A 20834-nucleotide genomic window follows, 5' to 3' on the forward strand; every position below is an offset into this window, starting at 1 on the left:
CTTTCCCGGTTTCAGGGGTACGGCAGCGAGGTCGCGTTGCGCGCGGTGAGCTGGACCAGCATCATGCTGATCTCGTCGGACTGTCCCTTGGCCATGGCCGTGGCGCGCTGGCGGACCGCCGGCGCGTCGCCGCCGCGTTGCGCGTACCCCGCCATGTCGACGCCGCCCTGGTGGTGGCGGAGCATCAGCTGCAGGAACCGGACCTCCTGCTGCACACCCGACGCGGTGGTCAGCGCCGTGAGCTCCTCGCTCGTCGCCATCCCGGGCATGGCGTGCTGCATCGTCGGCGCAGGCGACGCCGAGTTCGACGTCGTTGCGGGCATCGCGTGGCCGGCGTGCCCTCCCGGTGCGCTCGGGGTCGACGATGCCGGGGGCTCGTCCGTCATCCAGGCCATCGGGTTCGGGTTCTGCAGCGGCTCCCCCAGCACCTCGAGCCAGCCCATGAGCACACCGATCTCCCTGCTCTGCGAGAGCTGGATCTGCGTCGCGATACCCCGCACGTCCACGCTGAGGTCGGGCCCCAGCAACTCGACCATCTGCAGCGCCTGCTGATGGTGCGCGATCATGTCCTGTGCGAAGCCGATGTCGGCGGCGCTGAGCCGCTGCGTCCCGCCCGGCTGCTGCTCGGGCTCCGCCGGCTGGGCGCCCCTCCCGATCAGGACGCCGATCGCGACCGCCAGGGCGATCGCCAGCACTGCGGCGGCCGCGCGCACGGACCGCCGTTCCGTGAATCCCGTCATCGTGGCGAGTACACCTTCGGGTCGATGCGCAGGCGCAAGAAGCCGTTGTCCATGCAACTGACCATGAGCTCGTTGCCGCGGAACTCCGGCGGCGACATGCACCAGTCGGCCGAGAGATCCGCGCCCAGGAGCCTGCTCTGGTCGTTGATGATCCCGTTGACCGGGGCCTGCCCCTGCAGGATCGACCGCGCGATCGACAGCGTGCCCATGATCGGCGGCGCGACGATCGAACCGAGCAGGGCGTGCGTCGAGTTCGGTAGTTGCAGATTCTTCCCCGTCTGCGCCGGCGGGTTGAAGTAGGCGATCTCCCGGATCCGGTCAGGGTCGCGGATGTCGAAGACGCGGATCCCGGACTGGATCCAGCCGCACGCCATGGCCGTCGGCTGCTCCGGCCGGTCGACGGTGCAGTAGTGCGCGTCGTAGCCGAAGACGCCGTTCGACGTGGCACTGGACGCCCACTTCGTCGCGTTCTTCGGCAGGTTGATCTCGAGCTTGATCTGGTTGCGGAGCTTGAGGTCCTTGAGATCGGTGAGAGCGAGCAGTTTCACACCGCCCGATCCGGCCTCGTCGACGACGTAGACGTGGGGCCTGCCGCCGTAGGTGACGTAGATGCTGTGTTGCGTGATGTTCCCGTCGAGCCAGAACTTGCGCCCGACGTGCGGCACCGGCGCCGTGACCACGGTGCGCGGCCGACGGTCCTGGATCGCCGAGACGTCGATCACGGTGATGCCGGCGAGCGTGGATGCGTAGAGCTGGCGACCATCGGGCGAGAAGCCTATGCCGTGCCCCTCGATCCCCGTGATGCCCGACCAGACGACCATCGGGTTGGCGGGATCGGTGATATCCACGGCGCTGAGATGCCCCGCGATCGGCCCGGATGCCCAGTACGTCCTCCCGTCGGGCGAGAAGTCGCCCTCGTGGGTGGTGATCGGGATCGGCATCGCCAGGTTCGAGCCGGGGCCCGGGTTGAGCAGCCGCGGGCGCGAGCAGTCCTTCGAGATGTCGTAGATCGCGATGTAGCCGAACCCCGTCAGGAACGGGACGGAGGTGCCGACGAGCAGGCCCCGCTTCGCGTTGACCTTGAGCGATTCCCACGTCCCGGTGACCATGCCGAGCTCGTTGAGGACCGCCGTCTGCCTCGGGTTCCTCGGGTCGGAGTTGTCGATGACCCGCACGCCGGGCCCACGGCCTCCGGCGAAGTTCGTCGGGAAAGTGGTGGAGATGTAGGAGCAGTTCTTGTAGCTCGGGCTGACGATGCCCGCGCCGTCGCCCTGGTACTGGCCGACGAGGTCGATGTTGCAGTTGTAGCCCTTGGTGCTGCGCCGACTCTTGCGATCCTCGAGCGGGACGTCCCCCTGAATCCCCGTTTCGACGCGGTCGCCCTCGCGGCAGTCGGCGCGCGGCACCGCCTTGTCCCACCTGCCGGTCGTGGGGAAGTACGACGGGTCGGCCTGCGCCACGCCCGGCGCGCCCGCCACCCCCACCGCCACGAGCAGGCCGGCCAGCAGGCAGCGCAGCGGGGCCGAGGCCCTGACACCGGTGATCCTCATACATCCTCCGCATTCCCGCAGGTCCCGGGCGATCCGAAACGGGATGCAGATGACAATGGCACCCGTACGCGGGTTGTTCCTGCAGGCAGCCTAAGGAATCACTCGTTAACTTTCCGCGGAACCACCGAAAATGCCGAGCGGAGTGTCAGCGCCCGGATTCCGCGTTAGCGGATGGTCAGGGCCCTGATGCAGTAGCCGTTCGGGCCCGTGTCGAGCGTGAAGTTGGCGGCCTTCCGGATCCCCGAGCGGGTCGCGACCTGCGCGGTCACCGAGGTCACGGTGGTCGATGCGTTCCTGACCTCCCGCGGCGCACCGACCTGCCCGGCGTCGAAACCCGTGGCCTCGGACAGGTCCGGGGCACCGCCACCGGCCTGGCACAGCAGCGGATAGTCCGCCTCGACATCGGCCGCGTTCACCGGCTTCCCGAACTGTCGGCCCAGGTATCGGACGACGGCGTACCGCGCCTTCTCGATCGGGATCGAGGCGCCCGCCGCGTAGACGTCGGGGCAGCCGTAGGACGACGCGACCTCGCTCGGGCGCAGTTGGACGGTAGTGGTCGCGCTCTTCCACGACGGGCCGAACTGGCCCAGCACGCCGGGCTTGGAGACGGCCTCGGTGATCCGCGCGGCATCGCCGTACATCTCGCCGACGACGCTCGGCGGCTGCGTCCAGCACTTCGTGGTGAGCGCACCGAGGTCCTTCGCCACGACGTCGGCGAGCCAGGGCCGCAGGGCCTTCGCGGCGCCCGCGCTGCCCGGCACCTCGCCTACCGTCGCAGCCGCGGCCGGCGCACTCGTTCCGCCCGTCGTGGTCGCGGCGCTCCCCGCCGAGGACGCGGCCGGCGTCGCCGTGACCGTCTCCGTCGTGGTGGTCGTCCCGCCGCCATCGCACGCCGCGGTCGCGAGGAGCGCGCACAGCGCGATCCCACCCCCGGCCGTCGTGCTGAAGCGTGCGCGCAGTCCCCGGTCACCGTTCATGTCGAGCCCCTCCCCAGAAGCGTTCCCTCGCCATCGTGACACAGCGACGGGCGCACGGCCCGGGAAACGCCGCGCGTCAGGCGATCCGGGCGCGCAGCACCGGCAGCGCGAGATCGCACCAGGCGATGTTCTCGCGCTCGAAGGACAGGCCGCGCAGCAGCGTGAGATAGGGGCCGCCGAGGTGCGGGTCCGCGAGCAGCTCGTCGCGGCCGCGGCCGCCGAGCCAGGTGCGCTCGATCCGCTCGTAGTAGGCGAGCTTGGCGGCAGCGGCGTCGCGGAGCGCGGCCACGGCATCGCACACGGCGGCCGGGTCGCCGACCTCGACGGCCTGCACCTGCACCATCAACTCGTCGCGGATCGCCGTCGCGCGCGGCGAGGTCGCGGTGAAGGCGGCGAGCTCGCTACGACCGGCGTCGGTGAGCCGGAAGACGCGCTTGGTGGGCCGCTTCTCCTGTTCGACGGTCCGCGCGACGATCGCCCCGTCGGACTCCATGCGCTCGAGCTCCCGATAGAGCTGCTGCGGCGTGGCGACCCAGAAGTTCGCGCGGGCACCGTCGAACTCCTTCGAGAGGTCGTACCCGGAGGCCTCCCCCAACACCAGCAGGGTCGAGGAGATCGCGTGCCGCAGCGCCATGCCTTCCATTCTAGTCAACTAGTTGCCTATACTCGTGGATGCCTACTCAACAAATTTACTAGGAGTTGCCATGCGTGAGTTCCGTGCCGCCGTCGAGGCCCGCGACGGCGGGGCCTTCGACGGCCTGCTCGCCGACGACGTGACCTTCACCAGCCCCGTCGCGTTCAAGCCCTACGAGGGCCGGCACATCACGGCGGCCATCCTGCGCGGCGTTCTGCGCGTCTTCGAGGACTTCCGCTACGTGCGCGAGATCAACGACGGCGACGACCACGCGCTCGTCTTCGAGGCCGCCGTCGACGGCAAGAAGATCACCGGCTGCGACTTCATCCACGTCAACGCCGAGGGCAAGATCGACGACTTCATGGTGATGGTCCGCCCGCTCTCCGCCGCGCAGGCCCTCTCCGCCGCCATGGGTGCGCAGTTCGGCGCCATCGCCGAGGAGGCCGCCGCCACCGCCCAGGCCGAGGCCGCCGGAGCGGCCGGCACCCCCGGGGCCTGACCACGCCGGATGCGCCGATACATGCGCATCCGCCTATTCGACAGTGCAACGGCGACGCCGCTACTCTAAATGACAACGATTCCCATTGCTGTCAGAGGAGCTCGACCGTGCGCAACCGCCTTCGTCTCACCCGGGTCGCCGGCGCCGTCGCCGCCCTGGCCCTCGCGCTCACCGCGTGCGGGACGTCCTCCTCGGACACGGGCGACGGCAAGCCCGCCGTCGTGGCCTCGACCGACGTCTACGGCGCGGTCGCCCAGGCCGTCGCCGGCGGCGACGCGACGGTGACCTCGCTGTTCGCCAACCCGACGGGCGACCCGCACGAGTTCGAGCCCTCCGCCCAGGACACGCTCAAGGTCAAGAAGGCCGCCGTGCTCGTCTTCAACGGCGGCCACTACGACGCCTACATGGAGCAGGCCGCCGAGGGCGCCGCCGCGGCCAAGGTCGACGCGGTCGCGCTACAGGACCCGAAGGGCGAGAACGAGCACGTCTTCTACGACCTGCCCACCATGCAGAAGGTCGCGACGGCCGTCGCGAAGGCGCTCGCCGAGAAGGACTCCGCGCACCGCGAGGGCTACGAGAGCCGCGCCGCGGCCTTCTCCACGAAGCTCGACACCGTCATCGGCCAGGCCCGCGCCATCGGCCACGCCAACCCCGGCGCCAAGATCGCCGCGACCGAGCCCGTCGCCGGCTACCTGCTGACGCTCGCGGGCCTGACCGACGCCGCCCCCGCGCGCTACACCGCGGCCATCGAGTCCGGCACCGACCCGGCGCCCGCCGAGATCGCGGCCGCGAACGCGCTGGTCAGCGGCAAGCAGGTACGGGCCGTGGTGCTCAACGGCCAGACCGAGAGCCCCGTCACCGCCGCGCTCGCGAAGACCGCCGAGACCGCGGGCGTGCCCGTCGTCAAGGTCACCGAGTCGCTGCCCGCGGGCGTCGACGACTACGTCGCGTGGCAGGCGAGCAACGTCAAGGCGCTCTCCGACGCGCTCGCGCCGCGCCCGTGAGCGCACCGTCGGACCCGGTGATCCGCCTGCGGGACGCCGGGCTGCGCTACGGGGACCGCACCCTCTGGGACGGGCTCGACCTCGACATCGCGCCCGGCGAGTTCGTGGCCGTGCTCGGCCCGAACGGCGCCGGCAAGACCTCGCTGCTGCGCATCCTGCTCGGCCAGAGCCACCTCTCCGCCGGCACCGTGGACGTGAACGGCCGGATCGGCTACATCCCGCAGCAGCGCGCGCTCGACGGGGCCGTGCCCCTGCGCGGGCGCGACCTCGTGGGCCTGGGCTTCGACGGTGCCGCCTGGGGCCTCGGCCTGCGAAACCGCGCCGCCCGACGGTCCGCCGTCGACGCGGCCCTGAAGCAGGTGGACGCCGAGGCCTTCGCCGAGGCGCCCATCGGCTCCCTATCCGGCGGCGAGCAGCAGCGCCTGCGGGTGGCGCAGGCCCTGGCCTCCGACCCGACGATCCTGCTCTGCGACGAGCCGCTGCTCTCGCTCGACCCGGGCAACCAGCAGCTGGCCGTCTCGCTCATCGAGCGCCGCCGCCGCGAGCACGACACCGCCGTGCTGTTCGTGACGCACGAGATCAACCCGGTGCTCCCCTACTGCGACCGCGTCCTCTACCTGGTGGACGGGCGGTTCGAGGTGGGGCCGACCGCCGAGGTGATGACCTCCGAGCGGCTGACCCGGCTGTACCGCACCCCCGTCGACGTGCTGCACGTGCGCGACCGGCTGGTCGTGGTGGGAGGGGAGCACTGATGGACCGGCTCGAGAATCTGACGAACTTCTCCCTCACCTGGGAGCTGCTGCAGCAGCCCTTCGTGCAGCAGGCGCTGCTCGCCGCGGCGCTGCTCGGCGTGCTGGCCGGGGTGATGGGCCCGCTCATCGTCTCGCGACAGATGGCGTTCAGCGTGCACGGCACCTCCGAGCTGTCGCTCACGGGCGCCGCCTTCGCGCTGCTCATGGGCTGGAGCGTGGGCTCGGGCGCGCTGCTCGGCGCCCTCGTCGCGGGCCTGCTGTTCGGCCTGCTCGGCGTCTACGCGCGCGAGCGGGACTCGGTGATCGGCGTGATCATGGCCTTCGGCCTGGGCCTGTCGGTGCTGTTCCTGGCGCTGCACGAGGGCAGGCAGGGCACCGCGTTCGCGCTGCTCACCGGTCAGATCGTGGCCGTCGGGATGAGCGGGGTGACGCTCATGGCGATCACCACCGTCGTGGTGCTGCTGATCCTCGCGTTCATCTACCGGCCGCTGCTGTTCCTCTCGACCGACCCCGACGTGGCCGCCGCGCACGGCGTCCCGGTCAAGACGCTGTCGGTGGTCTTCGCGATGCTCGTGGGCGCCGCGGCCGCGCAGGGCGTGCAGATCGTCGGGGCGCTGCTGGTGATGAGCCTGCTCATCACGCCGGCCGCCGCGGCCGCACGGGTCACCAGCTCGCCCGGTAGGGCGACGGTGCTCTCGCTGATCTTCGCGCTGGTGTCCGCCGTCGGCGGCATCATCCTGTCGCTGGCCCCCGCGCTGCCGGTGTCGGTGTTCGTCACGTCGATCTCGTTCCTGATCTACATGGTCTGCCGCCTGCTCGGGCAGCGCGGCCGCCGCGGCACCGTCGCGCCCGTCGACGCTCCCGCGCACGACTGCCAGCACGCGCTACCGTCGAGGTCGTGAGAATCGACCTCAACGCCGACTGCGGCGAGTCCTACGGGGCCTGGCGCCTCGGCGACGACGCCGCGCTGCTCGACGTGGTGACCTCGGCCAACGTCGCGTGCGGCTTCCACGCCGGCGACCCGACGACGCTGCGCGAGACCTGCGCCGCGGCGGTGGCCAAGGGCGTGGCGATCGGCGCCCAGGTGGGCTATGCGGACCTGCGGGGCTTCGGCCGCCGCTCCATGGACGTCCCCGCCGCGGACCTCACCGCCGACGTGATCTACCAGATCGGCGCGCTGCAGGCGATCGCGCGGAGTGTCGGCGGCACCGTCGACTACGTCAAGCCGCACGGCGCGCTCTACAACCGGATCGTCGCCGATGAGGCGCAGGCCGCGGCCGTCGTGGCGGGCGTGCTCGCGGCCGCGCCGGAGCTGCCGGTCCTCGGCCTCCCCGGTTCCGCCTTCCTCCGCATCGCCGCCGAGCGCGGGCTGCGCACGGTGCGGGAGGCCTTCGCCGACCGCGCCTACCTGCCCGACGGTGCGCTCGTCCCCCGCTCGCGGGAAGGCTCGGTGCTGCACGATCCCGACGAGATCGCCGCGCGGGTGCTGCGCATGGTCGGCGACGGCACCGTCGAGGCGATCGACGGCAGCGAGGTGGAGCTCACGCCGGATTCGGTGTGCGTGCACGGCGACAACCCGTCGGCCGTCGCCGTCGCGCGACGCCTGCGCACCGTGCTCGACGGTGCCGGCGTGACGGTCGCGCGGTTCGCGTAGCGCCTCAGGCCTCCTGGAACCGCTGCGGCGCGGTGGCGACGAGGCGGACGCAGTGGCCGATGAGCCGCTCACGCGTGACGTCGAGTCGTCCGGCGATGTACTCGGTGAACAGCGTGGTCAGCGCGCCGACGAGGCCGGTGGCGACGAGCCGGCGCGTGGTGGCGTCGACCGAGTTCGGCAGCGCGCCGGCGACCACGTTGAAGAAGCCGGGCATGCTGCTGAGGCCTCGCTCGGAGAGCACCGCCTCGCGGTAGGGCCCGAGCAGGAGCACCCGGCCGATCTCCGGCTGGTCGACGACGAACTCGACGTACGCGGTGATGACCCCCTCCGCCATCATGACGGAGGTCACCGGATTCCCGGTCGCCACGGCGTCGGCCCGGGTCGTCCCGAGCGCATGGACCAGCACCTCCTGCGCGCGGCTGCTGACGTCGTCGTAGATCGCGTGCGCGAAGCCGTCGCGCGTGCCGAATGCCTCGTAGAAGTAGCGCTCGGTGATGCTCGTGGATCGGCACACGGCGCGGACGCCGAGCGCCCCGGCCTCGGGACCGCCGAGGAGCGCGATCCCGGCGTCGAGCATCTGCCGGCGCCGCGACTCCTGCCGCTCCTCGAGTGAGGTCATTGGTTCAGGCTAACGCACTTGACCTTTACTGACGGCGCTGTCGGGCGAACTCGGCCAGGACGACCCCCGCGGCGACCGAGGCGTTGAGCGACTCGACCGACGACGCGATCGGGATCGACAGGATCGAGTCGCAGTTCTCCCGCACCAGTCGCGAGAGGCCCTTGCCCTCGGAGCCGACGACCACGACCACGCCGGTGTCGGCGCGGTAGTCGTCAAGATCCACGTCGCCGCCCGCGTCGAGGCCCACGACCTGCAGGCCGGCGGCCGCGTATTCGGCGAGCGCACGGTTGAGGTTCGGCGCCTGCGCGACGGGCAGCCGGGCCGCCGCGCCCGCGGAGGTGCGCCAGGTGACGGCGGTGACGGCCGCGGACCGTCGACCCGGGATGACCACGCCGTGCCCGCCGAACGCGGCCGTCGACCGGATGACGGCGCCCAGGTTGCGGGGGTCGGTGATGTTGTCGAGCGCGACGATGAGCGGCGCCTCGCCGCGGTCCCGCGCCCGGGCGAGGAGGTCCTCCGGGTGCGCGTACTGGTACGGCGGCACCTGCAGGGCGACACCCTGGTGCAGGCCGTTGTCGCTGAGCCGGTCGAGCTCGCCCTTCTGCACCTCGAGGATCGCGATGCCCGTATCGGCCGCGATCTGCACGGACTCGGTGAGCCGCTCATCGTTCTGCGAGCCGATCGCGACGTACAGCGCCGACGCGGGGACGCCCGCGCGGAGGCACTCGACGACGGGGTTGCGGCCGAGGACGTACTCGGGGCCGTCGTCGGCGGCGCGGCCGGCGACCTTCGGCCGGCGCTGCGGCGTGGTGGCCGCCTTCGCCGCGGCCCGCGCCTTCTTGTGCGCGGGGTGGTACGGGCGGTCCTTGGCGGCCGGCGTCGCGCCGCGCCCCTCGAGCCCGCGGCGCCGGACGCCGCCCGAGCCCTGGACCTGCCCCTTCTTGGTGCCCGCCTTGCGGACCGCGCCGCGGCGCTGCGAATTGCCTGCCATCAGTCCGCCTCCTACTTATTCGTCTTCAGGGTCCAGGCGGAGCCGTCGGCACCGTCGGTCACCTCGATACCCGCGGCGTGCAGCCGGTCGCGCGACGCGTCGGCCTCCGCCCAGTTCTTCTCGGCCCGGGCGGCGGCACGCCGCTCGAGCTCGGCCTGCACCAGCACGCCGAGCGCGTCCATGGCCTGGCCGTCGCCGGCGTTCTCCGTGACCCAGTGCGGGTCCAGCGGATCGACGCCGAGGATCGCCGTCATGGCCCGCACCGCGCCCGCGAGCCGCCGCGCCTCGTCGAGGTTCCCCGACTCCAGCGCCGCGTTCCCGGCCCGCACCGTGCCGTGGACCTCCGCCAACGCCGACGGTACGCCCAGATCGTCGTCGAGCGCGGCAGCGAAACCGTCGGTCCACTCCCCGACGGGCACCTCCCCCGCCCGTTCGACGGTGCGCCGCACGAACGCCTCGATCCGGCCGTAGGCCGTGACGGCCTCGTCCAGTGCGCCCGCGGAGTACTCCTGCATCGACCGGTAGTGCGCCGAGCCGAGGTAGTAGCGCAGCTCGACGGCGCGGTACTGCGTGAGGAGGTTCGGGATCGAGACGACGTTGCCGAGCGACTTGCTCATCTTCTCGCCCGACATCGTTACCCAGCCGTTGTGCAGCCAGTAGTTCGCGAACGGATCGCCCGCGCCGTGCGCCTGCGCAATCTCGTTCTCGTGGTGCGGGAAGACCAGGTCCATGCCGCCGCAGTGGATGTCGAACTGGGCGCCCAGGTAGCTCGTCGCCATCGCCGAGCACTCCAGGTGCCACCCCGGCCGCCCGTCGCCCCACGGTGAGGGCCAGCTCGGCTCGCCCGGCTTCGCGGCCTTCCACAGGGTGAAGTCCAGCGGGTCGCGCTTGCCCTCGGCGAGGGTCTCGCCCTGCTGCACGTCGTCGACCTTCTGCCGGCTCAGCTCGCCGTAGGTCGGGAGGCTGCGGACGGAGAAGTACACGTCGTTGCCCGCGCCCGACGGCGCCGCGTAGGCGTGGCCGCGCTCGATCATCCGCTCCATGTACGTGACCATCTGGGTGATGAACCCGGTGGCCCGCGGTTCCGCGGACGGGGGCAGCACGCCCAGGGCGTCGTAGGCGCGGGTGAACTCGCGCTCGTGCGTCGCGGCCCACTCCCACCAGGGGCGGCCCGCCTCGGCGGCCTTGCGCAGGATCTTGTCGTCGATGTCGGTCACGTTGCGGACGAAGGCCACGTCGAGGCCCTTCGCGATCAGCCAGCGCCGCAGCACGTCGAAGGCCACGCCGCTGCGGATGTGGCCGATGTGGGGAACGCCCTGGACCGTCGCGCCGCAGAGGTAGATGCCCGCCTTGCCGTCCACGAGGGGCACGAAGTCACGGACCTCGCGGGTCAGGGAGTCGTAAAGGCGCAGCGTCACGTCGACTGATTCTACGGGTCGCGGTGCGCGCGCCTCGCAGGTCAGGGGCTTCGACGGTGCGCGCCCGAAAAGGTAGGATCATTCGGTGCCCGAACGCGACGTCTCCGAGGTGACCCGCGGCACCGCCATGGGCATCGCCGCGTACCTGCTGTGGGGCCTGTTCCCCCTCTACTTCGACGCCCTCAGGCCCACCGGGCCGTGGGAGATCCTGGCGCACCGGATTCTGTGGACGCTGGTGCTGTGCGGCGCCGCGCTGTTGATCCTGCGCGACCTCGGCTGGATCCGGCCGGTGCTGCGCCAGCCGCGGCTGCTGGCCGGGGTGACGATCGCCGCCCTGCTCATCTCCACCAACTGGATCGTCTACATCGTGGCGGTCACGTCGGGCCACACGTCGGACGCGGCGCTCGGCTACTTCCTCAACCCGCTGGTCACGGTGGCGCTCGGCGTCGTGGTGCTGCGCGAGCGGCTGCGGCCGCTCCAGTGGGTGGCCGTCGGCATCGGCGTCCTGGCCTTCGTCTACCTGGCCGTCGTGGCCGGGACGTTCCCCGTGACGGCGCTGGCGCTGGCCTTCTCGTTCGGCCTCTACGGGCTGGTGAAGAACAAGGTCGGCGTGCACCTGAACGCGCTGCAGGGCCTGACGCTGGAGACCGCGATCCTCGCGCCGATCGCCGCGGCGGTACTCGTGGGCATCGCCGTGTGGGGCGGCGGACTCGACTTCGCGCGCCACGGCGCCGGGCACGCCGCGCTGCTCGCCTTCGCGGGCGTCGCCACCGCGGTGCCGCTGCTCCTCTTCGCCGCGGCCGCGCGCCGGATCCCGCTGGTGACGGTCGGGCTGATCCAGTTCGCGACACCCATCATGCAGCTGCTGTGCGCGGTGCTGTTCCTGGGCGAGCACGTCTCCCCCGAGCGGTGGATCGGCTTCGGCATCGTCTGGGTCGCGCTGCTCCTCCTCACGACCGACACCGTGGTGACGCTGCGTCGCGCGCGGGCCGGCCGGCTCGCGGCGTAGCTCCACGGCAGCACTCCTGCTGTTCGTGTGTAGCTCTGCGCAGCCGTGCGCGTGACGCATACCCTCGCAGCACGGTCAGATCGACGCGGGCGGGACCGTGATGGCGTTCAGCGGGGGACCGAACGTCGCGCGGGGGTCAACCGGTCCCCCACGAAACGCGCTCGGCTTCAGACGGGGGACCGAACGCCGCGCAGGGGTCAGCCGATCCCCCACCGCAAGCACGGCTTCTGGTGGGGGTTCGAACGTGGGGTCCGCAGATCGGCGCCGCGCGGGGGACGACAGCCGACGGGGCCACACACCGAGACCATCACGCGGCGCGAGTGACACAGGCGGTCGCGGACCGGTGTTTCTCGCCTCCGGACGGAGGGGCATGCGTGCCGCGCATGGCCAGGTGGCAGAGAAAACCTCCGACCTGCAGATACTCAAGCCATGCGCGCGACGCATAGCTCCCGAGATCGACACACGGCCCCACCCCGGCGAGCGCCCGCGAACTGCCGCCCGGGTCAGCCGGCGGAGTAGACCAGGGCCGTCGCCATGGCGGCGACGCCCTCGCCGCGGCCGGTGAGGCCCAGGCCGTCGGTGGTGGTGGCGGAGACGGAGACCGGGGCGCCGAGCAGCCCGCTCAGCACCTCCTGGGCCTCGTCCCGCCGCGGCCCGACCTTGGGCCGGTTGCCGATCAGCTGCACCGCGGCATTGCCGACGGCGAAGCCGGCGTCGGTCAGGAGCGACCGCACGTGCGTGAGCATCTCCGCGCCCGTGATGCCGACGTTGTCGGAGCGCCCGACGCCGAAGACGGTGCCCAGGTCGCCGAGGCCGCCGGCGGAGAGCAGCGCGTCGCACAGGGCGTGCACGGCGACGTCGCCGTCGGAGTGGCCGGAGCAGCCGTCACCGTCGAAGAGGAGGCCGAGCATCCAGCACTCGCGGCCCGGCTCGAAGGGATGGACGTCGGTGCCGATGCCGACGCGGGGAATCATCATCTCTGCTCCTGCGCAAGGACTTCCGCGACCCGCAGGTCGAAGGCGGTGGTGATCTTCAGGGCGAGGGGGTCGCCGGGAACGGTGACGACGGTGCCGCCCGCGCGCTCGACGAGGCCCGCATCGTCGGTGGCGAGCTCGCCGGGCGCGGCGTCGTAGGCCGCGCGCAGCGCCGCGGCGGTGAAACCCTGGGGCGTCTGCACGGCCCGCAGGTCGGCCCGGTCGACGGTGGCCTCGACGGCACCGTCGGGCCCGACGCGCTTGATGGTGTCGGCGACCGGGAGCACGGGGATGACCGCGGAGGCTCCGGCGCGCAGCGCGGCGACCACCCGCTCGATCATCGGGGCGGGCGTCAGGGGCCGCGCGGCGTCGTGCACGAGCACCAGCTCGGCGTCGCCCGCGGCGGCGAGGCCGGCGCGGACGGAGTCGGTGCGTTCCGCCCCGCCCACGACGATGCGCGCCCGCGGCACCAGGTCCCGCGCCCGCTCGATCATGTCCGGCGGCACCATGACGACGACCTCGTCGACGACGCCGGACGCCAAAAGACCGTCCACTGCCCTTGCGAGCAGCGAACGGCCTTTCAGAGTCACGAAGGCCTTGGGGACGTTCAGCCCCAGGCGCGTCCCCTGCCCAGCGGCGGGGACCAGCGCGACGACGGTCAGGAGGCCGCCGCCAGCGCCTCGTCCAGGCGGGACTCGGCGTTGCCGTCGTCCGTCGCCTCGGCGAGCGCGAGCTCACCCACGAGGATCTGGCGGGCCTTCGTCAGCATGCGCTTCTCGCCGGCCGAGAGGCCGCGATCCTGCTCCCGACGCCACAGGTCGCGAACGACCTCGGCCACCTTGTTCACATCGCCCGACGCGAGCTTCTCGAGGTTCGCCTTGTACCGGCGCGACCAGTTCGTGGGCTCCTCGGTGTGCGGCGCGCGCAGCACCTGGAAGACCTTGTCCAGGCCCTCCTGGCCGACCACGTCACGAACGCCGACGACCTCGGCGTTCTCAGCGGGAACCTTGACCGTCAGATCACCCTGTGCGACCTTGAGCACGAGGTACTCGCGCTCACGTCCACCGATGGTCTTGATCTCGATAGCTTCGATCAGTGCGGCACCGTGATGGGGGTAGACAACGGTGTCTCCGACCTTGAAAATCATCTGATCCTTGCCCCTTTCGATATGACCAGGATAACACGGGGCGAATTCGGGCTGCGAGGCAACGTCGCAGGTCAGGACTCCTCCCGGGCTTGACAAACGAAGCCGCGGATGTTCTCCGCAGGTTCCGGCAACCGGCGGCGCACACGACGGCGCGTAGTACTTACGCCGTAGATGCCGCCCGGCGGCACGGGCCGACCCGCCTTCTACTACGCTGCGTGGTGACATACTCAGCACCGTCCGCACGCGGGTGTCGCCGCGCACGGGGAGGAAACTGGAGGAACCGTGTCCGCACGCACCGTCTCGACCCGCCGCACCGCCACCACCGTCGCGGGCGCCCTGCTCGCCGCCGGCGCCCTGCTCTCGGTGTCCGCCTGCGGCGCGGGCCAGATCTCGCAGACCGCGAACCAGGTGGCCGCGATCAACGGCGCCAACCAGACCTTCGTGGACCAGAAGATCGCCCTCAGCGACGTGCACGTCCTGTTCCCGGTGTCGGGCAGCCAGGGCAAGCTCGCCTTCGTGCTCACCAACCTGAACCCGCACCAGGCCGACAAGCTCAAGGGCATCTCGGACGAGAAGGGCCGCTTCGCCACCATCAGCGGTGACACCACCCTCGCCGCCAGCGGCTCGCTGTACGGCACCGCCCCCGCGGGCAGCGACACCAAGGCCGCCGGCATCACCCGCCTCACGGTCTCCGTCCCCGTCGACGCGAACTGGCGCCCCGGCCTGACCAACAAGCTCTGGTTCCACCTCGAGAAGGCGGGCTCGCTGCCGATCGACGTCCCGATCGACGCCGGCGCCGCCCCCGCCTCCGCCGCGGGCATCACCCCCACCGAGGGTGGCGAGCACGGTGCGGGCGAGGGCACCGGCGGCCACTAGGCCCCTCGGTACTTCATGGCACGAGCCAAGGTGCAGTACACCTGCACCGAGTGCGGCCACACCGTGGCCAAGTGGGTCGGCCGCTGCCCGTCGTGCGGCGCCTGGTCCACGATGGAGGAGGGCGCGCCCGCCCGCGCCGCGGGCTCCGGCCCGGCGGCCAATGTCGGGTTGACGCTCCCGAAGACCCCCGCGGTCCCGATCACGAGGATCGACCCCAACTCGACGCGCGCACTGCCCGTCGGCATCGGCGAGCTCGACCGCGTGCTCGGCGGCGGCATCGTCCCCGGCTCTGTGATCCTGCTCGCCGGTGAGCCCGGCGTCGGCAAGTCGACGCTGCTGCTCGAGGTGGTGCACCGCTGGGCCACGACGGGCCGCGGGAAGTCCCTGTACGTCACGGGCGAGGAGTCCGCGGGCCAGGTGCGGCTGCGCGCCGAGCGCACCGGCGCCCTCTCCGATCAGCTGTATCTCGCCGCGGAATCCGACCTCGGCACGGTGCTGGGCCACGTCGAGCAGATCTCCCCGACGCTCATGGTGGTCGACTCGGTGCAGACCCTCTCGGCGTCCGGCGTCGACGGGGTGCACGGCGGCGTCACCCAGGTCCGCGCGATCACGACGACGCTCACGTCGCTGGCGAAGGCCTCCGGCATCGCGGTGATCCTCGTCGGCCACGTCACCAAGGACGGCGCCGTCGCCGGCCCCCGGTCGCTGGAGCACCTCGTGGACGTGGTGCTCAGCTTCGAGGGCGACAAGCACTCCACGCTGCGCATGGTGCGCGGCATCAAGAACCGCTTCGGCGCCTCCGACGAGGTGGGCTGCTTCGAGCAGCGCGAGTCCGGCATCGTCGAGGTCACGGACCCGTCGGGCCTGTTCCTGCACCACCGCGACCAGGCGGCCGCCGGGACCGCGGTCACCGTCGGCCTCGACGGCAAACGGCCCATGCTGGGCGAGCTCCAGGCGCTCGTGACGCCGACTCCCCTGCCCTCGCCGCGGCGGGCGGTCTCGGGCCTGGACTCGGCCCGGGTGGCGATGATCCTGGCCGTGCTGACCAAGCACGGCGGCATCGACAACCTGCCGCAGAAGGACGTCTACGCGGCGACGGTCGGCGGCATGAAGATCACCGAGCCGGCGGCCGACCTGGCGCTGGCGCTGGCCGTCGCGTCCGGCGCGGTGGAGAAGGCGCTGCGCCCGAACACCGTCGTGCTGGGCGAGGTGGGCCTGGCCGGTGAGGTGCGGCGCGTGACCGGCCTGGAGCGGCGCCTCGCGGAGGCCGCCCGCCTCGGCTTCACCCACGCCATCGTGCCGCCCTCGCCCGACGGGCAGAAGCTCAAGGTCGACGGCATCCACATCGGCGAGGCGGCGACGCTGGCCGACGCCCTCCGTCTGGGCTCCCTCGCGCCCAGCGGCAAGAAGGAGCGCTAACCTACCGCTATGAACCTCGAAGCCGCGTTCGTCGGGAACGCGCCGCTGCGCGACACCGTGCGCCGGGTGGCCCCGGGCACGCCGCTGCGCGACGGGATCGAGCGGATCCTCCGCGGCCGCACGGGCGCGCTCATCGTGCTGGGGTACGACGACGCCGTCGAGGGCATCTGCGACGGCGGCTTCCACCTGGACGTCGAGTTCGCGCCCACCCGGCTGCGGGAGCTGGCGAAGATGGACGGCGCGGTGGTGCTCTCCACCGACGGCGCGCGGATCGTGCGGGCGAACGTGCAGCTCGTGCCGGATCCCGCGATCCCCACGCAGGAGTCGGGCACGCGGCACCGTTCCGCCGAGCGGGCCGCGATCCAGACCGGCTATCCCGTGATCTCGGTGAGCGCGTCGATGTCGATCGTGCACGCCTACGTCGGCGGGGTGCGGCACCTCGTCGACGACGCGGCGCCCATCCTCTCCCGCGCCAACCTCGCCATCGCGACGCTGGAGCGGTACGCCCACCGCCTCGACGAGGTGCTCGCCCAGCTCTCCCGCGCGGAGATCGAGGACGTGGTGACGGTCCACGAGGTCGCGCTCGTCGTGCAGCGGCTGGAGCTGGTGCGGCGCTTGGCTGTCGAGATCGAGCAGCACGTGCTGGAGCTGGGCACCTCGGGCCGGCAGATCGCGCTGCAGCTGGAAGACCTGTTGGGCGAGTCCATCTCGCTGCGCGAGCCCGTACTGCGCGACTACCTCGGCGACGACGACACCGTGGACGCCGCCGTCGCCCGCATCGACGCGCTCAGCGACGCCGATCTGCTCGCCGCCACCACCATCGCTGCGGCCCTGGGCTTCTCGGGGACGGTGGAGGCGCAGGACGAGCCGGTCTCGCCGCGCGGCCACCGCCTACTCGGCTCCATCCCGCGGCTGCGCGCCGCGCAGGTGGAGGCGCTGGTCGGGACGTTCGGCACGCTGCAGACGCTGCTCGCCGCCTCGGCCGCGGACCTGCAGGCGGTGCCCGGTATCGGGTCCGACGGTGCGCGGCAGGCCCGCGAGGGCCTCTCCCGCCTCGCCGAGGCCTCGGTCGAGCGCTTCTGAGCCGCGGTGCCGGCTGAACCGCTACGGGTTCCGGGCGGTCAGTTGCCCGTGCCCGTCCCGGCGTCCGCGCCGGCCTCCGGCGTGGGAGCCGCCCGGACGATGTTGAAGGTCACCGGCGCGCTGCGCTTGGCGCCGAGCTGCGCGACCACCTGGTAGGCGCCGGGCGCGACGGGGACGCGCTGGGCCTGGCAGCCGGGCGCGGAGGTGGTGCCGGCCCACTGCAGCTTGTAGCGCAGCTGCTGGCCGGGCTGCAGCACCTCGTTCTTGATGCCGGGCTGGAAGGTGCAGTCGAAGTTGGTCCACAGCTGCTTGCTGCCGTCGAGGGTGAGCACGATCAGCTGCTGCTGGCCGGAGCCGATGTCGCGCGAGCAGGCCACCGGGCCGGCGTTGGTCACGGTCGCCTCGAAGGTCGGCTGCTCGCCGAGCGCGTACGTCGGCTTGTCGGCGCCGACGACGACGGAGATGTTGGCGTCGGGGCAGGGGCCGCCGGCGACGACCGCGCCGGGCGTCGGGACTCCGCCGCCGGAGGAACTGGCGGAGGCCGAAGCGGAACCCGAAGCCGGTGCGCCGGACTGGGGCGCACCCGAGCCGCCGGCCCCGCCCGTGCCGCCGCCGTTGTTGTTCCCGGCGGAGGGGTCGGCACCGTCGGGCGCCTGCGACGGTGGCAGGTCGGACGTGGTGACCGGCGTCGACGAGGTCGCCGCCGCGTTCTGCGACGAGTCCTTGCCGCCACCGACGAAGACGATCAGGAGTACCACCACGAGCACGGCGAACAGCGCCAAGACGGCGGCCAGCACGCGGCGGCGCCAGTAGATCTCGGGCGGCAGGGGTCCGTGGGGTTCAAGCACGTCTCAACCGTAACGTTTCCCCGAGCTCACGCCGCTGACCTGCGGCGGCGTGTCACGAATCGGTACGGATCACTCCGGCCGGACGGCCTGGAACGGCGACGTGGCCGCCTCGCCGATGTCGCCGACGGAGCCGCGCAGGTGCACCTTGCCCTCGGCGAGCTCGTAGGTGAGGCCGACGATCGCGACCCGGCCCTCCTCGACGCCCTTGGCGATGATCCGCGAGCGCTCGATCAGCAGCCAGCTGGTCTCCATGACGTGCTGCGCGGTGATGTCGTTGACGTCCGAGAGGCCCTCGCGGCGGCCGGCGAGCACCGACGGGGTCAGCCGCTCGACGATGTCGCGGATGTAGCCGGGGGGCATGGTGCCGGTGTCGATCGAGTTCACGGTGGCCGCGACGGCGCCGCAGCTGTCGTGCCCGAGGATCGCGATGAGCGGCACCTTGAGCACCTCGATGGCGTACTCGATGGAGCCGAGCACGGCGGCGTCGATGATGTGGCCGGCGGTGCGCACGACGAACATGTCGCCGAGGCCCTGGTCGAAGATCACCTCGGCGGCGACGCGGGAGTCGCCGCAGCCGAACAGCACGGCGGTCGGCTGCTGGCCGGCCGTCAGCTCGGCCACGCGGCTGGCGCCCTGATTCGGGTGCGCAGGCGCGCCTTCGACGAAGCGGCGGTTGCCGTCACGGAGGGCGCGCCAGGCGCCGGGAGGAGTCGAGGTGGGCATGGGTCCATAATGCACGTCGTGCATCCTTCGCGAGACACCAGCGGCGATTCTGTCCCGGATTTCACACCGGTGCTCGGATGGTTCGACGCCGCGGAGCGCGACCTCCCGTGGCGCGCGCCCGACGTCGGCGCGTGGGCGATCCTGGTCAGCGAGGTGATGCTGCAGCAGACGCCCGTGGTGCGGGTCGAGCCCGTCTGGCGCGCCTGGATGGAGCGCTGGCCCACGGCGGCCGATCTCGCCGCCGCCACCGGCGCCGACGCCGTGCGCGCCTGGGGCAAGCTCGGCTACCCGCGCCGGGCGATGCGGCTGCACGCGTGCGCGCAGGCCCTCGTCGAGCGGTTCGACGGTGCCGTCCCCGCCGACGTCGACGAGCTGCTGTCGCTGCCCGGTGTGGGCGACTACACCGCCCGCGCGGTGGCCTGCTTCGCCTTCGGCCAGGACGTGCCGGTGGTGGACATCAACGTGCGCCGGGTCCTCGCCCGCGCCGCCGACGGGGACTCCGACGCGGCGGCACCGTCGGCGAAGCGCGACCTCGCAGCGGCGACGGCGGCCCTGGGCACCGTGCCCGCGGACCGCCGGACGCGGCTGTCGGCCGGGCTCATGGAGCTGGGCGCGCTGGTCTGCACGGCGCGGTCGCCGCGCTGCGGCGAGTGCCCGGTCCACGCCGACTGCGCGTGGCTCGCGGCCGGCGCACCGTCGGGCACGGTGGCGCCGCGGAAGGTGCAGAAGTACGAGGGCACCGACCGACAGGCGCGCGGCAGGCTGCTCGACGTGCTCCGCGGGGCCGACGGTGCTGTCCCCCGCGCCGCGCTCGACCTGGCGTGGGAACGGGATCCGGCGCAGCGCGACCGCGCGCTGGACTCTCTGCTGGTGGACGGGCTGATCGAACAGACGAGGGACGGACGCTTCGCGCTCGCCGGCGAGGGGTGACGGATATTTTTATTCACAGCTGTAGGAATCGGTGATAGATTCGGGCCATGAAGCTCTCAGACGGCCCGCTGCGCGTCACCGACCAGGGATTCTTCGGTCCGGACTCGCCCACGTGGAAGGTGTGGGCCTCGCCCACCGCACTCATCGGTTTCCAGCGCTCGGTGGTGCTGGAACACTTCGACCCGAACCTCACCGCCGCGGTCGCGGACTCGGCGGGGATCTACACCGACCCGTTCGGCCGGCTCGACCGGACGCTCGCCTACTTCCTGCTCGTCGCCACGGCGGATTCGAAGACCGCGATCGAGGCCTCCGAGCACCTCATGGACGTGCACCGGAAGGCCACCGGCATCGAGCCGGTCACCGGCAAGCGGTACAGCGCCAACAACCCGGCCTCGCAGCTGTGGATCCACGTGACCGGCTGGCACTCCGTGCTCAAGTGCTACGAGATGTACGGTCCCGGGCCGCTCACCGCCGACGAGGAGGCGCGGTACTGGCGCGACTGCGTCGTCGCCGCGGAGCTGCAGACCTGCGACCCGGCCGACGTGCCCACCACGCGCGACGAGGTGCGGGAGTACTTCGCGCGCGTCCGGCCGACGCTGGCGCTCACCGAGCGAGCCCGACGCGGGATGCACTACCTGCTGCGCCCGCGCGATCGCGGCCTGAAGCTGCGCGCCGGCGGCTCGCTCATCGCGCCCGCCACGATCGCGACCCTGCCGGCCTGGATGCGTGAGATGGGCGGCTTCGACCAGCCCGGCGTCGTCGACGCGGCGTATCCGCTCGCCGTGCGGCTCGCGGTGCGCGCCGCCTCGGCCCAGCACGCCGCGGGCACCGTCCGGCTGGGCGGGCTGGTCGCGCCCATGACGGGCGGGATCCTGCGGCGTCACTTCGCCCAGACCGAGGAGCCGGCGGGCACCGTCACGCCCGGGCAGGCGCGGGAGCGGTACGGCCGTGGGGCACGCGCCGCGACCGCCTCGTAGGCTGGCCGCC

Annotated in this window: 23 protein-coding genes; 11 read left to right on the top strand and 12 right to left on the bottom strand. The window is 72.2% G+C overall.

Going from position 1 to position 20834, the window contains the following annotated elements; all coding sequences use genetic code 11:
- Positions 1 to 11 precede the first annotated feature (11 nt).
- The 4 genes from ACM9LD_RS12905 to ACM9LD_RS12920 form a co-directional block, all read right to left on the bottom strand.
- Positions 12 to 740: a DUF305 domain-containing protein gene (locus tag ACM9LD_RS12905; RefSeq protein WP_415677040.1), complete on the bottom strand. Its 729-nt coding sequence runs from the start codon at positions 738 to 740 to the stop codon at positions 12 to 14.
- On the bottom strand, positions 737 to 2290 hold the full coding sequence (locus tag ACM9LD_RS12910; RefSeq protein WP_415677041.1) for an LVIVD repeat-containing protein: 1554 nt from the start codon (positions 2288 to 2290) through the stop codon (positions 737 to 739). The genes ACM9LD_RS12905 and ACM9LD_RS12910 overlap by 4 nt, the downstream gene beginning before the upstream one ends.
- Before the next feature lie 164 nt (positions 2291 to 2454).
- Positions 2455 to 3267: a hypothetical protein gene (locus tag ACM9LD_RS12915; RefSeq protein ID WP_415677042.1), complete on the bottom strand. Its 813-nt coding sequence runs from the start codon at positions 3265 to 3267 to the stop codon at positions 2455 to 2457.
- A gap of 76 nt (positions 3268 to 3343) precedes the next feature.
- On the bottom strand, positions 3344 to 3901 hold the full coding sequence (locus ACM9LD_RS12920) for a PadR family transcriptional regulator (RefSeq protein WP_415677043.1): 558 nt from the start codon (positions 3899 to 3901) through the stop codon (positions 3344 to 3346).
- A 70-nt stretch (positions 3902 to 3971) separates the two neighbouring features.
- Here ACM9LD_RS12920 and ACM9LD_RS12925 point away from each other — a divergent pair, with 70 nt between their 5' ends.
- From ACM9LD_RS12925 to ACM9LD_RS12945, 5 genes are all read left to right on the top strand, one after another.
- Entirely contained in the window at positions 3972 to 4400 is a 429-nt protein-coding gene (locus ACM9LD_RS12925) for a nuclear transport factor 2 family protein (protein ID WP_415677044.1), read from the top strand.
- 107 nt (positions 4401 to 4507) lie between these two features.
- Entirely contained in the window at positions 4508 to 5404 is an 897-nt protein-coding gene (locus ACM9LD_RS12930) for a metal ABC transporter solute-binding protein, Zn/Mn family (protein WP_415677045.1), read from the top strand.
- Positions 5401 to 6156 carry a metal ABC transporter ATP-binding protein gene (locus ACM9LD_RS12935; protein WP_415677046.1) on the top strand — a complete coding sequence of 252 codons (756 nt, stop codon included), beginning with the start codon at positions 5401 to 5403 and terminating at the stop codon, positions 6154 to 6156. The genes ACM9LD_RS12930 and ACM9LD_RS12935 overlap by 4 nt, the downstream gene beginning before the upstream one ends.
- Positions 6156 to 7058: a metal ABC transporter permease gene (locus ACM9LD_RS12940; RefSeq protein WP_415677047.1), complete on the top strand. Its 903-nt coding sequence runs from the start codon at positions 6156 to 6158 to the stop codon at positions 7056 to 7058. Before ACM9LD_RS12935 ends, ACM9LD_RS12940 begins: the two co-directional genes overlap by 1 nt.
- On the top strand, positions 7055 to 7810 hold the full coding sequence (locus ACM9LD_RS12945; RefSeq protein WP_415677048.1) for a LamB/YcsF family protein: 756 nt from the start codon (positions 7055 to 7057) through the stop codon (positions 7808 to 7810). The genes ACM9LD_RS12940 and ACM9LD_RS12945 overlap by 4 nt, the downstream gene beginning before the upstream one ends.
- Before the next feature lie 4 nt (positions 7811 to 7814).
- On the opposite strand, the gene ACM9LD_RS12950 is transcribed toward ACM9LD_RS12945, so the two are convergent.
- From ACM9LD_RS12950 to cysS, 3 genes are read right to left on the bottom strand one after another with little or no spacing between them, the layout of a single operon-like run.
- Positions 7815 to 8429, bottom strand: coding sequence for a TetR/AcrR family transcriptional regulator (locus ACM9LD_RS12950; RefSeq protein ID WP_415677049.1), 615 nt, complete (start codon positions 8427 to 8429; stop codon positions 7815 to 7817).
- Between the two features lie 25 nt (positions 8430 to 8454).
- Positions 8455 to 9420 carry a 23S rRNA (guanosine(2251)-2'-O)-methyltransferase RlmB gene (rlmB, locus tag ACM9LD_RS12955; RefSeq protein WP_415677050.1) on the bottom strand — a complete coding sequence of 322 codons (966 nt, stop codon included), beginning with the start codon at positions 9418 to 9420 and terminating at the stop codon, positions 8455 to 8457.
- 11 nt (positions 9421 to 9431) lie between these two features.
- Positions 9432 to 10838 carry a cysteine--tRNA ligase gene (gene cysS, locus ACM9LD_RS12960; protein WP_415677051.1) on the bottom strand — a complete coding sequence of 469 codons (1407 nt, stop codon included), beginning with the start codon at positions 10836 to 10838 and terminating at the stop codon, positions 9432 to 9434.
- Positions 10839 to 10923: 85 nt separating this feature from the next.
- Here cysS and rarD point away from each other — a divergent pair, with 85 nt between their 5' ends.
- On the top strand, positions 10924 to 11847 hold the full coding sequence (rarD, locus tag ACM9LD_RS12965) for an EamA family transporter RarD (RefSeq protein WP_415677052.1): 924 nt from the start codon (positions 10924 to 10926) through the stop codon (positions 11845 to 11847).
- Between the two features lie 503 nt (positions 11848 to 12350).
- Here rarD and ispF read toward each other — a convergent pair.
- Genes ispF through ACM9LD_RS12980 form a run of 3 tightly spaced genes read right to left on the bottom strand, consistent with a single transcriptional unit; the run spans position 12351 to position 13968 of the window.
- The gene (gene ispF / locus ACM9LD_RS12970) at positions 12351 to 12824 is read right to left on the bottom strand and encodes a 2-C-methyl-D-erythritol 2,4-cyclodiphosphate synthase (protein WP_415677053.1); all 474 of its coding nucleotides are present in this window, start codon (positions 12822 to 12824) and stop codon (positions 12351 to 12353) included.
- On the bottom strand, positions 12821 to 13483 hold the full coding sequence (gene ispD / locus ACM9LD_RS12975; RefSeq protein WP_415677075.1) for a 2-C-methyl-D-erythritol 4-phosphate cytidylyltransferase: 663 nt from the start codon (positions 13481 to 13483) through the stop codon (positions 12821 to 12823). Before ispD ends, ispF begins: the two co-directional genes overlap by 4 nt.
- Complete coding sequence (locus ACM9LD_RS12980; RefSeq protein WP_068523712.1) at positions 13480 to 13968, bottom strand: CarD family transcriptional regulator; 489 nt, start codon at positions 13966 to 13968, stop codon at positions 13480 to 13482. The genes ispD and ACM9LD_RS12980 overlap by 4 nt, the downstream gene beginning before the upstream one ends.
- 282 nt (positions 13969 to 14250) lie before the next feature.
- Here ACM9LD_RS12980 and ACM9LD_RS12985 point away from each other — a divergent pair, with 282 nt between their 5' ends.
- From ACM9LD_RS12985 to disA, 3 genes are read left to right on the top strand one after another with little or no spacing between them, the layout of a single operon-like run.
- Complete coding sequence (locus tag ACM9LD_RS12985; protein ID WP_415677054.1) at positions 14251 to 14844, top strand: hypothetical protein; 594 nt, start codon at positions 14251 to 14253, stop codon at positions 14842 to 14844.
- A 15-nt stretch (positions 14845 to 14859) separates the two neighbouring features.
- Complete coding sequence (gene radA / locus ACM9LD_RS12990; RefSeq protein WP_415677055.1) at positions 14860 to 16263, top strand: DNA repair protein RadA; 1404 nt, start codon at positions 14860 to 14862, stop codon at positions 16261 to 16263.
- Between the two features lie 9 nt (positions 16264 to 16272).
- Positions 16273 to 17346 (top strand): DNA integrity scanning diadenylate cyclase DisA, encoded by a 1074-nt coding sequence (disA, locus tag ACM9LD_RS12995; protein WP_415677056.1) that lies wholly within the window; start codon positions 16273 to 16275, stop codon positions 17344 to 17346.
- A 38-nt stretch (positions 17347 to 17384) separates the two neighbouring features.
- Here disA and ACM9LD_RS13000 read toward each other — a convergent pair whose 3' ends face one another.
- Positions 17385 to 18194: a hypothetical protein gene (locus ACM9LD_RS13000; protein WP_415677057.1), complete on the bottom strand. Its 810-nt coding sequence runs from the start codon at positions 18192 to 18194 to the stop codon at positions 17385 to 17387.
- A gap of 69 nt (positions 18195 to 18263) precedes the next feature.
- The gene (locus ACM9LD_RS13005) at positions 18264 to 18917 is read right to left on the bottom strand and encodes a carbonic anhydrase (protein ID WP_415677058.1); all 654 of its coding nucleotides are present in this window, start codon (positions 18915 to 18917) and stop codon (positions 18264 to 18266) included.
- Between the two features lie 9 nt (positions 18918 to 18926).
- Here ACM9LD_RS13005 and ACM9LD_RS13010 point away from each other — a divergent pair, with 9 nt between their 5' ends.
- Both ACM9LD_RS13010 and ACM9LD_RS13015 read left to right on the top strand, forming a co-directional pair.
- Positions 18927 to 19847, top strand: a complete 921-nt coding sequence (locus ACM9LD_RS13010) for an HhH-GPD family protein (protein WP_415677059.1) — start codon at positions 18927 to 18929, stop codon at positions 19845 to 19847.
- A gap of 47 nt (positions 19848 to 19894) precedes the next feature.
- The gene (locus tag ACM9LD_RS13015) at positions 19895 to 20824 is read left to right on the top strand and encodes an oxygenase MpaB family protein (protein WP_415677060.1); all 930 of its coding nucleotides are present in this window, start codon (positions 19895 to 19897) and stop codon (positions 20822 to 20824) included.
- Positions 20825 to 20834: the final 10 nt, after the last annotated feature.

Origin of the sequence: Tsukamurella hominis, assembly GCF_965137015.1 — a bacterium.
GTDB classification, from domain to species: domain Bacteria; phylum Actinomycetota; class Actinomycetes; order Mycobacteriales; family Mycobacteriaceae; genus Tsukamurella; species Tsukamurella hominis.